Annotated in this window: 14 protein-coding genes; 2 read left to right on the top strand and 12 right to left on the bottom strand. The window is 70.1% G+C overall.

The genetic code is table 11. The features are described from left to right. Positions 1–13: 13 nt before the first annotated feature. Positions 14–751, top strand: coding sequence for a TVP38/TMEM64 family protein (locus tag AC1MEY_RS08030; RefSeq protein WP_480230146.1), 738 nt, complete (start codon positions 14–16; stop codon positions 749–751). On the opposite strand, the gene AC1MEY_RS08025 is transcribed toward AC1MEY_RS08030, so the two are convergent. Genes AC1MEY_RS08025 through AC1MEY_RS08015 form a run of 3 tightly spaced genes read right to left on the bottom strand, consistent with a single transcriptional unit; the run spans position 741 to position 2,739 of the window. After that, the gene (locus AC1MEY_RS08025) at positions 741–1,100 is read right to left on the bottom strand and encodes a DoxX family protein (RefSeq protein ID WP_480230145.1); all 360 of its coding nucleotides are present in this window, start codon (positions 1,098–1,100) and stop codon (positions 741–743) included. The genes AC1MEY_RS08030 and AC1MEY_RS08025 overlap by 11 nt on opposite strands. Continuing rightward, positions 1,097–2,290 carry an SPFH domain-containing protein gene (locus AC1MEY_RS08020; RefSeq protein ID WP_480230144.1) on the bottom strand — a complete coding sequence of 398 codons (1,194 nt, stop codon included), beginning with the start codon at positions 2,288–2,290 and terminating at the stop codon, positions 1,097–1,099. The genes AC1MEY_RS08025 and AC1MEY_RS08020 overlap by 4 nt, the downstream gene beginning before the upstream one ends. Before the next feature lie 17 nt (positions 2,291–2,307). Then, a complete protein-coding gene (locus AC1MEY_RS08015; protein ID WP_480230143.1) occupies positions 2,308–2,739 on the bottom strand; it encodes an NfeD family protein in 432 nt (143 codons plus the stop codon). 58 nt (positions 2,740–2,797) lie between these two features. On the opposite strand from AC1MEY_RS08015, the gene AC1MEY_RS08010 reads away from it, so the two are divergent. Beyond that, positions 2,798–3,652, top strand: a complete 855-nt coding sequence (locus AC1MEY_RS08010; protein ID WP_480230142.1) for a hypothetical protein — start codon at positions 2,798–2,800, stop codon at positions 3,650–3,652. Here the strand turns inward: AC1MEY_RS08010 and AC1MEY_RS08005 are convergent. The 9 genes from AC1MEY_RS08005 to AC1MEY_RS07965 form a co-directional block, all read right to left on the bottom strand. Then, on the bottom strand, positions 3,618–4,712 hold the full coding sequence (locus AC1MEY_RS08005; RefSeq protein ID WP_480230141.1) for a ferrochelatase: 1,095 nt from the start codon (positions 4,710–4,712) through the stop codon (positions 3,618–3,620). The two genes, AC1MEY_RS08010 and AC1MEY_RS08005, sit on opposite strands and share 35 nt — an antisense overlap. A gap of 17 nt (positions 4,713–4,729) precedes the next feature. Continuing rightward, the gene (inhA, locus tag AC1MEY_RS08000) at positions 4,730–5,539 is read right to left on the bottom strand and encodes an NADH-dependent enoyl-ACP reductase InhA (protein WP_163798740.1); all 810 of its coding nucleotides are present in this window, start codon (positions 5,537–5,539) and stop codon (positions 4,730–4,732) included. Positions 5,540–5,592: 53 nt separating this feature from the next. After that, positions 5,593–6,309 carry a 3-oxoacyl-ACP reductase FabG1 gene (fabG1, locus tag AC1MEY_RS07995; protein WP_480230140.1) on the bottom strand — a complete coding sequence of 239 codons (717 nt, stop codon included), beginning with the start codon at positions 6,307–6,309 and terminating at the stop codon, positions 5,593–5,595. A gap of 38 nt (positions 6,310–6,347) precedes the next feature. Beyond that, entirely contained in the window at positions 6,348–7,355 is a 1,008-nt protein-coding gene (locus AC1MEY_RS07990) for a VWA domain-containing protein (RefSeq protein WP_480230139.1), read from the bottom strand. A 41-nt stretch (positions 7,356–7,396) separates the two neighbouring features. Then, complete coding sequence (locus tag AC1MEY_RS07985; RefSeq protein ID WP_480230138.1) at positions 7,397–8,335, bottom strand: DUF58 domain-containing protein; 939 nt, start codon at positions 8,333–8,335, stop codon at positions 7,397–7,399. Then, entirely contained in the window at positions 8,332–9,471 is a 1,140-nt protein-coding gene (gene moxR1 / locus AC1MEY_RS07980) for a chaperone MoxR1 (RefSeq protein ID WP_480230137.1), read from the bottom strand. The genes AC1MEY_RS07985 and moxR1 overlap by 4 nt, the downstream gene beginning before the upstream one ends. Before the next feature lie 141 nt (positions 9,472–9,612). Further along, positions 9,613–10,239: an NlpC/P60 family peptidoglycan endopeptidase RipB gene (gene ripB, locus AC1MEY_RS07975; RefSeq protein WP_480231359.1), complete on the bottom strand. Its 627-nt coding sequence runs from the start codon at positions 10,237–10,239 to the stop codon at positions 9,613–9,615. A gap of 87 nt (positions 10,240–10,326) precedes the next feature. Next, on the bottom strand, positions 10,327–11,781 hold the full coding sequence (gene ripA / locus AC1MEY_RS07970; RefSeq protein WP_480230136.1) for an NlpC/P60 family peptidoglycan endopeptidase RipA: 1,455 nt from the start codon (positions 11,779–11,781) through the stop codon (positions 10,327–10,329). Between the two features lie 235 nt (positions 11,782–12,016). After that, positions 12,017–12,589, bottom strand: coding sequence for an Rv1476 family membrane protein (locus AC1MEY_RS07965; protein WP_480230135.1), 573 nt, complete (start codon positions 12,587–12,589; stop codon positions 12,017–12,019). Between the last annotated feature and the right edge of the window lie 49 nt (positions 12,590–12,638).

Below are 12,638 nucleotides of genomic sequence, written 5' to 3'. Positions count from 1 at the left end.
ACTCTCGGGAGACGTGAAGGGGATAGTCAGCACGTTGCGTGCGGTGCGGGGCGCAATCGTGGCGTCCGTGGCGCAGGTTCCCCGCCGCAAGCTGGTGGCCATCGTGGCCGCCGTTGTGATTCTCGTCGCAGTCGCCTATCTGGTGCCGTTGCCCACCGCGGTGCAGATGCGCGACTGGGCCACGTCGGCCGGTCCCTGGTTCCCGCTGGTGTTCTTCCTCGCCCACGTGGTGGTCACGATCTTCCCGTTCCCGCGGACCGCGTTCACGCTGTCGGCGGGCCTGCTGTTCGGGCCGCTGCTGGGCGTCTCGCTCGCCGTCGTCGCGTCGACGGTCAGTGCGATCGTCGCGCTGCTCCTGGTCCGCGCCGCGGGCCTGCAGCTCAACCGGCTGGTGTCGCACCCGCGGGTCGAGATGGTCGACGCGCGGCTGCGGCAGCGCGGCTGGCCGACGGTGCTGTCGATGCGGATGATCCCCGCGGTGCCGTTCTCTGTGCTCAACTACGCCGCGGGCGCATCGGCCGTGCGACCCGTGCCGTTCGCGATCGCGTCGTTCGTCGGCCTGCTGCCCGGCACGGCGGCGATCGTCATCCTCGGCGACGCACTCACCGGCAACGTCAGCCCACTGCTCTTCCTGGTGTCCGCGGCCACCGCGAGCCTCGGCGTCGCAGGGCTGGTCTACGAGGTGCGCTCGCACCGCAGGAGCGAGCGTCCGGCGCCGGAAGCGCCGTCGCAGCCCGTCGTCACGCCCTGACCTGGGGACCCTTCGCCGTCATCGCCCCGTAGAGGCCCAGGAAGCCCGCGGCCGCGACGATGCCCGGACTCCAGTCCCTGGCACGGACGTGGAACGCGACCGCCAGCACGAAGTACACGGTCAGCATGAACGTCGTCAGCCGCGCGAGCCGGGGGAACCGGTACACCGACAGGAGCCCGATCGCCGACGCGGTCTTGACGTACGGGATCAGCCGCCGCAGTTCCGGTGCGAGGTTCACCCCGTCGAACGCCTCCTCGATCGGTGCGATCGGTATGGCGCACGCGACGGCGTCACCGGCCTGGACCGCGGCCAGCGCGGCGTAGGTCCGGGTCGACGGCCAGGCGCTCACTGCTCGGACGATCCGTGTCGCGGCGCCTGCGTCTGGGACTGCTGGGACAGCGGCAGGTACTGCGGCGGCGGCTCGACCACGCTCGCGACGGGCCTGCGGGCCTCCTCCTCGGCCTTTGCGACGGCGCGGGCGATCTCGGGGTCGGTCTGCGTGTCGAACCACGCGGCGACCTCGTCGGTGTCGTCTTCGGGCTTCGGCAGGTCGTGCTCGACGGGCGACGGGGTGTAGCGGAAGACGCCGTCCGCGCCGGGCGCGCCGAGCATCTTGGTGAACCCCTCGAGCGCCGAACCGAAGTCACTGGGGACCAGCCACACCTTGTTGGCCTCGCCCTTGGCCATCTCCGGCAGGGTCTGTAGATATTGGTAGGCCAGCATCTCGGGGGTCGGCCGGCCGGCCTTGATCGCGGCGAAGGTCTTCTCGATCGCCTTCGCCTCGCCCTGGGCCTTGAGATACGACGCGGCTCGTTCACCCTGGGCGCGCAGCATCCGGGATTGCCGGTCGGCCTCGGCGGCGAGGATCGCGGCCTGCTTGGCGCCCTCGGCGGACAGGATCTGTGCCTGCTTCTGGCCCTCGGCCTGCTTGATCGAGGCCTCCCGGTTGCCCTCGGCGGTCAGGATCATGGCGCGCTTCTCGCGGTCGGCCCGCATCTGCTTCTCCATGGAGTCCTGGATCGACGGGGGCGGATCGATGCTGCGCAGCTCGACGCGCGCCACCCGCAGTCCCCACCGTCCGGTCGCCTCGTCGAGGACGCCGCGGAGCTGGCCGTTGATCTGGTCGCGCGAGGTCAGCGCCTGCTCGAGCGTCATGCCGCCGACCACGTTGCGCAGCGTGGTGGTGGTGAGCTGTTCGACGCCCACGATGTAGTTGCTGATCGCGTAGACCGCGGCCTGGGGCTCGGTCACCTGGAAGTAGACGACGGTGTCGATGTTGACCGTCAGGTTGTCCTCGGTGATCACCGGCTGCGGCGGGAACGAGACCACCCGCTCGCGGAGGTCGACCCGCGCGCGGATCTTGTCGACGAACGGCAGCAGCAGGGTGAGTTGTCCCGACACCGTCTTGCTGTAGCGGCCGAGCCGTTCGATCACCGCCGCCTCGGCCTGTGGGATCACCTTGACCGACTTGGCCACGACGATGATGGCGAACAGGACGAGCACGGCGACCAGGACGAGCCCGGCGACTGCACCTTCCATTGCGGTTTCCCCTTACCTCAGACGGACTTGAAGACGACTGCGGTCGCGCCGTCGATGCGCACGACGGTCACGTGGTCACCGGGTTCGTAGACGTCGTCGTCGCTCAGTGGGCGCGCGGTCCAGACCTCCCCGTCGAGCTTGACCTGCCCCTCGTGGCGGGCCACCCGATCGAGCACGAGTGCGTTCTTGCCCTCGAGCGCCTTCGCGAAGTCCGGCAGACCCGTGCCCGCCGCGAATCGGCGCCGCAGCACGGGGCGGACGAGGACGAGCAGCAGGACCGACACCAGCAGGAACACGACGCCGTCGACCACGACGTTGTCGACCAGCAGGCTCGACCCGACTGCGGCGAGGGCGCCGCCGCTGAGCATCAGCAGGAACAGGTCGCCGGTGAGCGCCTCGGCACCGGCCAGACCGATGGCGGCGATCAGCCAGATCAACCAGACGGGCATGGTCACAGCCTACGCATGACCGCCGACACACGAGGCGAACTATTACACTGCGTCCATCATGTGGTGTCCCAGTGTCTCCCTCTCCGTGTGGGCCAATGCCTGGCTCGCCGGTGCCGCCGCGCCGGACGACGTGCTGGATGCGTTGTCCCTATGGGCGCCAAGGCATTCCGTGACCGCCTACGATTCCGTCGCCGCCGGCCGCACCGGCCTGCCGTGGCCGGACCTGACGGATGCCGGGGCCGTGTCGATGCTGCAGACGCTGCGCACCGCCGCAGGGCCCGCGACGGGTGAGCCCGCGATGTCCGTCGCGGTGCCGGTGCCGGGCGACGTCCGCGGCCTGCCCGCAGGCACCCAGTTCCAGATCGACGCGATCGACGCCGGTGAGGCGATCCTGGTGTCCCGGATCGGCGGTGACGCGGTCGGCCTGGTGCCCGAGTACGTCTACGCCGACGACCCCGACGTCGACGAGGATCCGGAGTACGCCGAGCCCACGGCACTGTCCTGGACGGTGTACTCGCTGCCGTCGGCACCCATGCCCGACCACCCGGACCTCGGCCACGCCGAACACGATCTGCGCTCGGCGGTGCGCGCCGCCGCCGACGCGCTCACCACGCTGCGTGCGGGGACCAGCATCGACGTCGACGATCCCCGGGGCATGGTCGAGCAGATCCTCGAGGCGGGTCGCCCGCACCGCGCACCCCACCACGCGCCCACCCGGGCGCTGCGGGTCCTCGAGCAGGCCGCGCACGTCGACGCGATCATCACCGTGAGCGCCGGGCTGATGCCGATCGGACTGCAGTCGTCCTCGGAGATGCAGTTGGCCAACGACGCGCTCCGCCCGCTCGGGGGCATCGTGCGGTCGGCGCGACTCGCAGCGGTCAGCGCGATCCTGTACTCGGCGTGGCAGGCCTGACCGCGGGCGTGATGTCCGCGACGCACCGCGGTGAGTCGATGCAGAGCTGACCGTTCAGGCTGAACGCGCAGCCCTGGACGGGATCCGGTCCGACGACCCGCGCGGGCGGAGCACCGGTCTCGACCTCCTCGATGAGGTCGGCGGCCAGCCGGGCGAAGCGGGGATCGGCATTGGGCGTGGTGGCGCGCGCCAGTAAGACGCCCTCGGCGTCGGCCTGCTCGCGCAGTTCGTTGTCGAGATCCCACACCACCTCGATGTGGTCGGCCACGAAGCCGATCGGGCAGACGACGACCGCCCTGACGCCCTGCGTGACGAGCTCCGAGAGATGGTCGCCCACATCGGGTTCCAGCCACGGCACCTGGGGCGGGCCGGACCGGGACTGCCACACCTGGTCGTAGGAGTCGAAGCCGGCGGCCGCGGCGACCAGTGAGGCGGCGTAGGTCACCTCGCGGCTGTAGAGGCGTGGTCCGTGCCGGTCGTCGGCGGCGGTCGGCACCGAGTGCGCGGTGAAGATCAGGCGTGCCCCGTCCCGCAGGTCGTCGGGCAGGCCTGCGGCGGCGGCGCGGACGCCGTCGGCGAACATCTCCACGAACAGCGGGTGGTCGAAGTAGTGCCGCATCTTGACCAGTTCGGGGGCGTCGTCCCCCACCGCTGCCCTGGCGCGGGCGATGTCCTCGTTGTACTGCGTGCAGCTCGAGTACCCGCCCCAGGCGGACGTCGCGAAGACCGCCGCGCGCCGGACGCCGTCGTCGCGCATGCGGGCGACGGTGTCCTCGACGTAGGGCTCCCAGTTGCGGTTGCCGAAGTAGATCGGCAGATCCCGTCCGCGAGCGTCGAGTTCGATCCGCAGCTGGTCGATGACCTCGCGGTTGATCCGGTTGATCGGCGAGACGCCGCCGAAGTGCAGGTAGTGCTCGGCGACGCCGTCGAGCCGCTCCGGCGGGATGTTCCGGCCGCGCGTGACGTTCTCGAGGAACGGCCTGACCTGCTCGGGGCCCTCGGGGCCGCCGAACGACAGCAGCAGCACGGCGTCGAACGGGCCCCGCGGGTCCTGGCCCACGCTCGGATCGTCCACCGCTAGAGCAGCTGCGTGTGGGCGCCGCCGTCGGCGTAGACGACGGTTCCCGTGGTGGCGGGCAGCCAGTCCGACATCAGCGCGCAGACGGTCCGGGCGACGGGCGTCGGATCCTTCATGTCCCAGCCGACGGGGGCACGCTGATCCCAGCCCTCCTCGAGCAGACGCATCTGGTCACCGGCCTCGGCGCCCAGTGCACCGCCGACGATCGCGCTCATCGCGAGGGTCCGGATCGGTCCTGCCGCAACGAGATTGGATCGCACGCCGTGGGGTCCCGCCTCACGCGCGACGAACCGGTTGACCGATTCGAGCGCACTCTTGGCGACGGTCATCCAGTTGTAGGCCGGCATGGCGCGGGTCGGGTCGAAGTCCATGCCGACGATGCTGCCGCCGCGGTTGAGCACGGGCAGCGTGGCCTTGGCCAGTGACGCGTACGAGTAGGCGGAGATGTGGATGCCCTTCGCGACGTCCTCGTAGGGCGCGTCGAAGAACGGGTTGACGCCCATCCCGGTCTGCGGCATGAAGCCGATCGAGTGCACCACGCCGTCGAGCTTGTTGCCCTCGCCGATCACCTCGGTGATGCGGCCCGCCAGCGAGTCGAGGTGCTCGGGGTTCTGCACGTCGAGTTCGAGCAGCGGCGCCGGATTCGGCAGCCGGTCGGCGATGCGCTGGATCAGCCGCAGCCGGTCGAAGCCGGTGAGCACGAGTTCGGCGCCGGCCTCCTGCGCGACCTTGGCGATGTGGAATGCGATCGAGGCGTCGGTGATGATGCCCGTGACGAGGATCCGCTTGCCCTCGAGTAGCCCTGCCATGTCTGTTCTCTCCTGTTGCCGTGAGTTGCCCGGGATTGCCTGTGAGCAGACGCTCAGTGACCCATGCCCATGCCGCCGTCGACCGGGATGACCGCACCGGCGATGTACCCGGCGTCCTCGGACGCCAGGAAGCTGACCGCCCCCGCGACGTCCTCGGCGGTGCCGACCCGCTTGGCGGGGATGAACTGCAGGGCACCCTCCTGGATCCGCTCGTCCAGCGAGCGGGTCATCTCGGTGTCGATGTAGCCGGGGGCCACCACGTTCGCGGTGACGCCCGCCTTGGACAGCTCGCGCGAGATCGAACGGGCCATGCCGATCAGACCGGCCTTGGCGGCCGCGTAGTTCGCCTGGTTGCCGATGCCCCACGTACCGGACACCGAGCCGATGAAGATGATCCTGCCGAAGCGCTTCTTCTGCATGCTGCGCGACGCGCGCTGCGCCACCCGGAACGCGCCGGTGAGGTTGGCGTCGATGACCTTCTCGAACCGCTCCTCGGTCATCCGGATCAGGAAGGCGTCCGCCGAGATGCCGGCGTTGGACACCACGACCTCGACGGGACCCTGGTGTTCCTCGACCTCGGTGAAGGCACGGTCGACGGCTGCGGAGTCGGTGACGTCGCACTCGACGCCGAACAGGCCCTCGGGGGCCCCGGAGCCGCGGTGCGTGACCGCGACCTTGTGTCCGTCGGCGGCCAGTCGCTGGGCGATGGCGAGCCCGATACCACGGTTGCCACCGGTGACGAGGACCGAGCGGGATACGAATTCCGGCATGCGGCTCAACCTATCGCCTCCGCCGCGTGCGCCCGAAATCAACCCGGCAGTCTGCGGTTGAGCAGCAGCGCGCCGAGTGCCGCCAGCGCCAGCACGAACGCCCCGAGGCGCAACCAGCCGACACTCGCGTCGCCCTTGATGGTCTCGTAGCCGATCTGCTCCTGCAGCGTGGTGAAGACTCCCTTGAGCTGCTCGAGGCTGGACGCGGTGTAGGCGCTGCCACCAGACAGTTCGGCGATCTTCTTGAGCATCGCGTCGTCGACCGGGACGGGCTGCTTCTGGTCGTTGATGTCGACGGTGCCGTACGGCGTGCCGAACGACACCGTGGAGACCGGCACGCCCTGGTCCTTGGCCGTCCGGGCGGCGGTGTACGCGCCCTTGGGGTTGTCGGGGTTCGACGGCACGGTCTCCTTGCCGTCCGACATCAGCACGATCCGCGCCGGGGGCGCCTCGTCGCCGCCGCCGATCACGGCGCCGACGGTCGCAATGGCTTGCAGCGCAGTGAAGATGCCCTCACCGGTCGCGGTGCGGTCGGCGAGCTGCAGCTTGTCGATCGCGGCCTTCGACGACTCGCGGTTGGTGGTCGGCGCCACCAGCACCGTCGCGGTGCCGGCGTAGGCGATGAGCCCGAGATTGATTCCAGGCGTGAGTTGATCGGCGAACTGCTTGGCCGCCTCCTGCGCGGCGATCAGGCGGCTCGGGGCGACGTCGGTGGCGCGCATCGACTGCGAGACGTCGATCACCAGCATCACGACCGCGCGGTTGCGCGGGATCCGCACGTCGTGGGTGGGCCCGGCCATCGCGACGGTGAACAGCACCATCGACGTCACCAGCAGGATCGCGGGCAGGTGCCGCCACCGCGTCGAGCGCTTGGGCGCGATGCTCTCGAGCAGCTCCATGTTGGCGAAGCGCAGCATCCGCTTCTGGCGCGCCAGCTGCACCACGACGTACAGCCCGATCACGGCGAGCACCACCAGCAGGAACAGCAGGTACCACGCGTGTTCGAAGCCCGACAGGCTCATCGGTCCGAGCAACGGCAAAGTCATGTACGGCTTGTCATTTCAGTCTCGTCGCGCGCTGATTCGATCTACCTGAACGCCAGTCGCCGGTTCGCGACGAACCGGACGACGTCGGCGATCCAGTCCCGGTCGGTCCGCAGTGTCAGCAGCGGCGCGTCGCACCGTCGCAGCGTGCGGGCCACCTCGGTCCGCTGCGCCTGCGCCGCCTTCGCGAAGTCCTCGCGCAGTTGGGCGTCGATGGTGAACTCGCGGGTGACGCCGGATTCGGTGTCCTGCAAGATCACCTCGCCCACATCGGGGAGTTCGACGTCGCGGGGGTCGATGACCTCGATGCCGAGCACCTCGTGGCGCCCGGCGATCGCGCGCAGCGGCTTCATCCAGTTGATCGGACCCAGGAAGTCACTGATGATCACCGCCATCCCGCGGCGGCGCTCCGGCCTGCGGAGCGCGTCGATCGCGGTGGCGAGGTCGCCGCGGACGCCCGGGGGCGCCTTCGGCATCGTCGCGATCGCGGCCAGCAGTTCGTGCTCGTGCATCCGCCCCGAGAGCGCCGGGACCCGTTTGGTGGTGTCGCCGTTGGTGATCACCGCGCCCAGACGGTTGCCGCCCCCGCTGTTGAGGAACGCGACGGCGGCCGCCGCGGCCACCGCGAGGTCGCGCTTCTCGCACCCGGCGGTGCCGAAGTCGAGGCTTGCCGAGACGTCGACCACCAGCCAGGTCTCCAGCTCGCGGTCGGCGATCATCTGGCGCACGTGCGGCGTGGTCGTGCGGGCGGTCACCGACCAGTCCATCCGGCGGACGTCGTCGCCGGGCTGGTAGACCCGCGACTCCCCCGGCTCCGAGCCGGGGCCCGGGATCAGGCCCTGGTAGTCACCGTGCAGCACGCCGTCGAGCTTGCGGCGCACCTGCATTTCGAGCTTGCGCAGCGCGGCCGACAATTCGGGGTCACGGATCTGACCGCGTTGCAGCGACGGTAGATCGACCGACCGGCTCTTGGGACGGGTCACCGACCGCTGGCCGCTGCCGCTGCGGCGGGTACGGCGGGCGGAACCGAACTCCCCTGCTGCGGAATGGCGTTCACCTGCGGGAGCGCGACCGTCTGCAGGATGCGGTTGACCACCGTCTCCGCGGACACCTCGTCGGCGAGCGCGTCGTAGGTGAGGACGAGGCGGTGCCGCAGCACGTCCGGGATGATCTCGACGACGTCGTTGGGGATGACGTAGTCACGGCCGCGGATCAGGGCCAGCGCGCGCGATGCGGCGATGATGCCGAGCGATGCGCGCGGCGACGCGCCGTAGGCGATCCACGCCTTCGCGTCGGGCATGCCGAACTTCTCCGGCTCGCGGGTGGCGGTGACGATGCGGACCACGTAGTCGACCAGCGCGTGGTGGACGAAGACACCCGACGCGACGCCCTGCAGGCGGAGCAGGTCGTCGGGGTTGAGGATCTGCTTCGGCGTGGGCGGGGTGACGCCCATCCGGTAGATGATCTCGCGCTCTTCCTCGGGCGACGGGTAGTCGATGTTCAGCTTGAACAGGAAGCGGTCGCGCTGCGCCTCGGGGAGCGCGTACACGCCCTCCTGCTCGATCGGGTTCTGGGTGGCCATCACCAGGAAGGGGTTGGGCAGCGGGAACGTCTTGCCGCCGATCGACACCTTGCGCTCGGCCATGACCTCGAGGAGCGCGGACTGCACCTTGGCGGGTGCGCGGTTGATCTCGTCGGCGAGCAGGAAGTTCACCATGACCGGGCCGATCTCGGTGTCGAACTCCTCCTTGCCCACGCGGTAGATCCGGGTGCCGACGATGTCGGTGGGCACCAGGTCGGGCGTGAACTGGATGCGCGCGAAGCTGCCGCCGACGACCTTCGCGAACGTCTCCACGGCGAGGGTCTTTGCGACGCCGGGGACGCCCTCGAGCAGGACGTGTCCCTTGGCGAGCAGGCCGACCAGCATGCGCTCGAGCAGCTGATCCTGGCCGACGATGATGCGCTTGACCTCGAAGATGGCCCGCTCCAGCGTGTGCACCTCGGCCTGCAGGCCCGAACTCGCGGGCGGCGTCTGCTGCGGACCGCCGGGGTAACCCTGCGCCTGGCCGGGGCCGGGAAAGCCTCCGGCGCCCTGGGGCGGCCCACTCGGTGACGTCATCAAGCATCCTCCAACGTAGTTCGCGCCGGACCCATGGGTCCGACCTCGCCCGGCCTGGCGGCGGGCGCTCTCGTCAACTATTCCAGGCACTTCGGAATCCGTCGACGTCGCCGGTCGCGGCGCGTCCCGCCCGGGGGCGGCTCAGGACTCGATGATGCGGGCCAGGTACGGCTGCAGTCCGGCGGTGCGCAGGGGGCTGACCTTGACCTGTTCGCCGCTGCCGGACGCCTCGAGCATCTTGCCGCCGCCGAGGTAGATGGCGACGTGCTGGCTGCCGCCGGGACCCCAGAACAACAGGTCGCCGCGCTTGGCCTGCGACTGCGGCACCTTGCGCCCGGTGTTGTACTGGTCGCCGGAGTACTTGGGGATCTGGACGCCGACGCCGGCGAAGGCGTAGCGGGTGAAGCCCGAGCAGTCGTAGCCGATCTTCCCGGCGTCGTAGTCGACGCCGGCGCTGGGTCCGTTCAACGCGCCGCCGCCCCACGAGTAGGGCACGCCGATCTGCGAGCCGCCGCGCCGGATCACGTACTCGATGGCCGCCGGCCCGCGGACCCGTGCGCCGGGCGAGACGCCTGCGGAGGGTTTCGGGGCGAGGCCGATGGTCTGCAGGAACTGCGACCCCAGACTCTGGGTGGTCTGCAGTGCGATCGAGCTGACCTCGAACGCAGCGTTGGCGGCAGCCACCGGGTCGCCGGGTGCGCCCGAGCTGACCGTCTTCGGCAGCGTGGGGTCCCACTGGCCGTCGTCGGGGGCGGCCGACGCGGGCATCGCGGTGCCGAGCGTCAGCGCGAGTGCGCCGAGCAACAGTACGACGGCGTTGGCGACGCGGACGGGGAACCTATTCGGCAAGACGGGTCACCATTCGATCAGTCGGGTTGCGTAGGGCGTCATGCCGCTGGTGCGGACGGGCGAGATCTTGACCGTCGAACCGGTGTACGGCGCCTCGAGCATCTGGCCGTCGCCGAGGTACATGGCGACGTGCTGGCTGGCGTTGGGTCCCCAGAACAGCATGTCGCCGCGACGCATCTGCGATGACGGGACCTTGCGTCCCGCGTTGTACTGGGAGCCGGAGTAGTGGTCGAGCTTGATGCCGACGCCGGCGAACATGTAGAGCATCAGGCCGGAGCAGTCGAAGCCGACCGTGCCTGCGCCCGAGTCGATTCCGCGGCTGGCGCCGGCGGCGTTGCCGCCACCCCAGGAGTAGGGCGTGCCCATCGCGGCCATGCCGCGCTTGATCACGTACTCGGTGGCCTGGCGGCCGTAGACGCGCGGGATGGCGCCGTTGGTCAAGCCGGTCGGGGTGGGCAGGATGCCGAGCTTCTGCAGGAAGCTGCGGCCCATCTGCTGGGTGGCCTGCACGGAGGTCTGCGCGATCCCGAGGATGGCGTTGATGATCGCGACGGGGTCACCGCTGACGAACGCGCTGGGGATGGCCGGCAGCGCGGGATCCCAACCGCCGACCCACTTCTCGCCCGTCGGCCCTTGACCGGCCGCGGCGCCGGGCGCCCGGTCCCAGTCGGCCGCGGGGGCCCCGCCGGGGGCGGCCGCGGCCTGCGGGCGTGCCGCCGCGGCGGGTCCCGCGTTGCCCGCCGGTGCCGCCCATTCCTTGGCGGCGGCGAGTTTGGCTTGCGCCGCGGCCCTTTCGGCAGCCAGTTGGTCGAGCTGGGTCTGCTGGTCCTTGAAGGTCTGCTGCGCCTGGGTCAGCGCGGTGACCGCGTTCGTCTGGCTGTTCTGGGCGTCGACGACGGCCTGATCGGCCTTCTGCTTGGCCATCCGCGCCGCCGACTCGCGGTTGATCTGCTCGGTCCTGGCCCGCTGCAGATCGCCCATCACCTTCTGCGCCGACATCGACAGGGTCTGTCCGGTCGCGGCGGTGGTCAGCATGTCCGCGGGGTCCGACGCGGTCACCAGTGCGGCCGAGGGTCCGTTGACGTAGGTCGAGGCGGCGAAGGTGTCGAAGCGCTGCTGTGCGGCGCCGATCGCGGCATTGGCGTCCTTGACGCCCACCTGGCTGACGTCGACGTCACGCTGGGCGTTGGTGGCGGTGTCGCGGGCGGTCTGCACGCCGACGAGAGCCTGGTTGACGCTCTCCTGCTGCGCCTGGATCGCGGCGCCGAGGTCCTGCAGCTTCTGGTTGGCGTCGGCGACGGCGGCGACGAGGGGGGCGATCCCGTCGGGGCCGCCCGGGTCAGCCACGGCCATCCCCGGGCCGTGGCTGAACACCGTGGCGACGAGCATGCCGACGGCGAGTGAACTCGCGCCGAGGCGGCCGCACAGGCGGTACGCAGAGGCGCTGGTGATGCGTCTCATGGGACTCCGGTCTTCTCGGGCTCGGCGCGAACGCACCGAGGCGTCCGTCGGGTCCTTGGTCACACCGTCACATCCAGCACAATTGCAACACTGAGCACTACTGCAACTCCAAGCACCTTCTGCACCGTACGTCACAAAAAGCGCCAAAGAAACGCTCGTGGAGAACTACAAAGTTGTAATTGAAACCGTTGTTACCGAACGGTTATCAAGAATTCGAATGGACCCCGGATCGGGCCTACTCGACGGGCGTCGACACGCCTTCGGACTCGACCGGCGTGCCGACCGCGCGGCGGGCGCGGACCTGCAGGGCACGCGTACCGGCGACCGCGGCGGCGACCGCGATCAGGAGCGCGATCGTGAACGCGGTCCACGGGAAGTGCGCGGCGGTCACCTCGCCGACGAAGTTTTGTGACGACAGCACGGGATTGCCGCTCTTGGCGACGTCCTGGCCGGCCTCGAGCGTGGCCCGATCGAATTGCGTGCTGTACGTCCCGGCGTACGACGGGCTGAGCGTCAGCACCGTCGAGCCGGGGTGGGCCTCCCCCACCTCGGTGGCGATGTCGCGCAGCGGAGTGTCGATCGGCGGGTTGTTCTGGATGACCACGATCTTGAGGTCGATGCCCTTGGACTGCGCGTCGGCGACCACCTGCTTGAGGGCCGGCACGTCGGCGGCGGGAGCACTCACCCCGTCGGCACCGACCGCCGCGTTGACCGCGACCATGTCCACGTCCGGCGGAATGTAGGCAGGCAGGGACGGGGTGACGTGGGGTCCGGTCACTGGCAGTCCCGCGTCGCTCCACTCGCCCATGACGGGGAGATTACGTGATCGGCCGTCGATCGACTGGCAACACGCGCTG

It is taken from the genome of Mycobacterium sp. PTI7, assembly GCF_056679845.1.
Note: the sequence above shows the minus strand (reverse complement) of the source record. Positions and strands in the feature narration are given on the sequence as shown.

Bases quoted from the DNA above. Each gene is read 5' to 3' on its own strand.
- ripA (WP_480230136.1), bottom strand. From the start codon at position 11,781: ATGAGACGCATCACCAGCGCCTCTGCGTACCGCCTGTGCGGCCGCCTC.
- AC1MEY_RS07990 (WP_480230139.1), bottom strand. From the start codon at position 7,355: ATGACTTTGCCGTTGCTCGGACCGATGAGCCTGTCGGGCTTCGAACAC.
- AC1MEY_RS08020 (WP_480230144.1), bottom strand. From the start codon at position 2,290: ATGGAAGGTGCAGTCGCCGGGCTCGTCCTGGTCGCCGTGCTCGTCCTG.
- fabG1 (WP_480230140.1), bottom strand. From the start codon at position 6,309: ATGCCGGAATTCGTATCCCGCTCGGTCCTCGTCACCGGTGGCAACCGT.
- moxR1 (WP_480230137.1), bottom strand. From the start codon at position 9,471: ATGACGTCACCGAGTGGGCCGCCCCAGGGCGCCGGAGGCTTTCCCGGC.
- inhA (WP_163798740.1), bottom strand. From the start codon at position 5,539: ATGGCAGGGCTACTCGAGGGCAAGCGGATCCTCGTCACGGGCATCATC.
- ripB (WP_480231359.1), bottom strand. From the start codon at position 10,239: ATGCCCGCGTCGGCCGCCCCCGACGACGGCCAGTGGGACCCCACGCTG.
- AC1MEY_RS08015 (WP_480230143.1), bottom strand. From the start codon at position 2,739: ATGCCCGTCTGGTTGATCTGGCTGATCGCCGCCATCGGTCTGGCCGGT.
- AC1MEY_RS07965 (WP_480230135.1), bottom strand. From the start codon at position 12,589: ATGGGCGAGTGGAGCGACGCGGGACTGCCAGTGACCGGACCCCACGTC.
- AC1MEY_RS08010 (WP_480230142.1), top strand. From the start codon at position 2,798: ATGTGGTGTCCCAGTGTCTCCCTCTCCGTGTGGGCCAATGCCTGGCTC.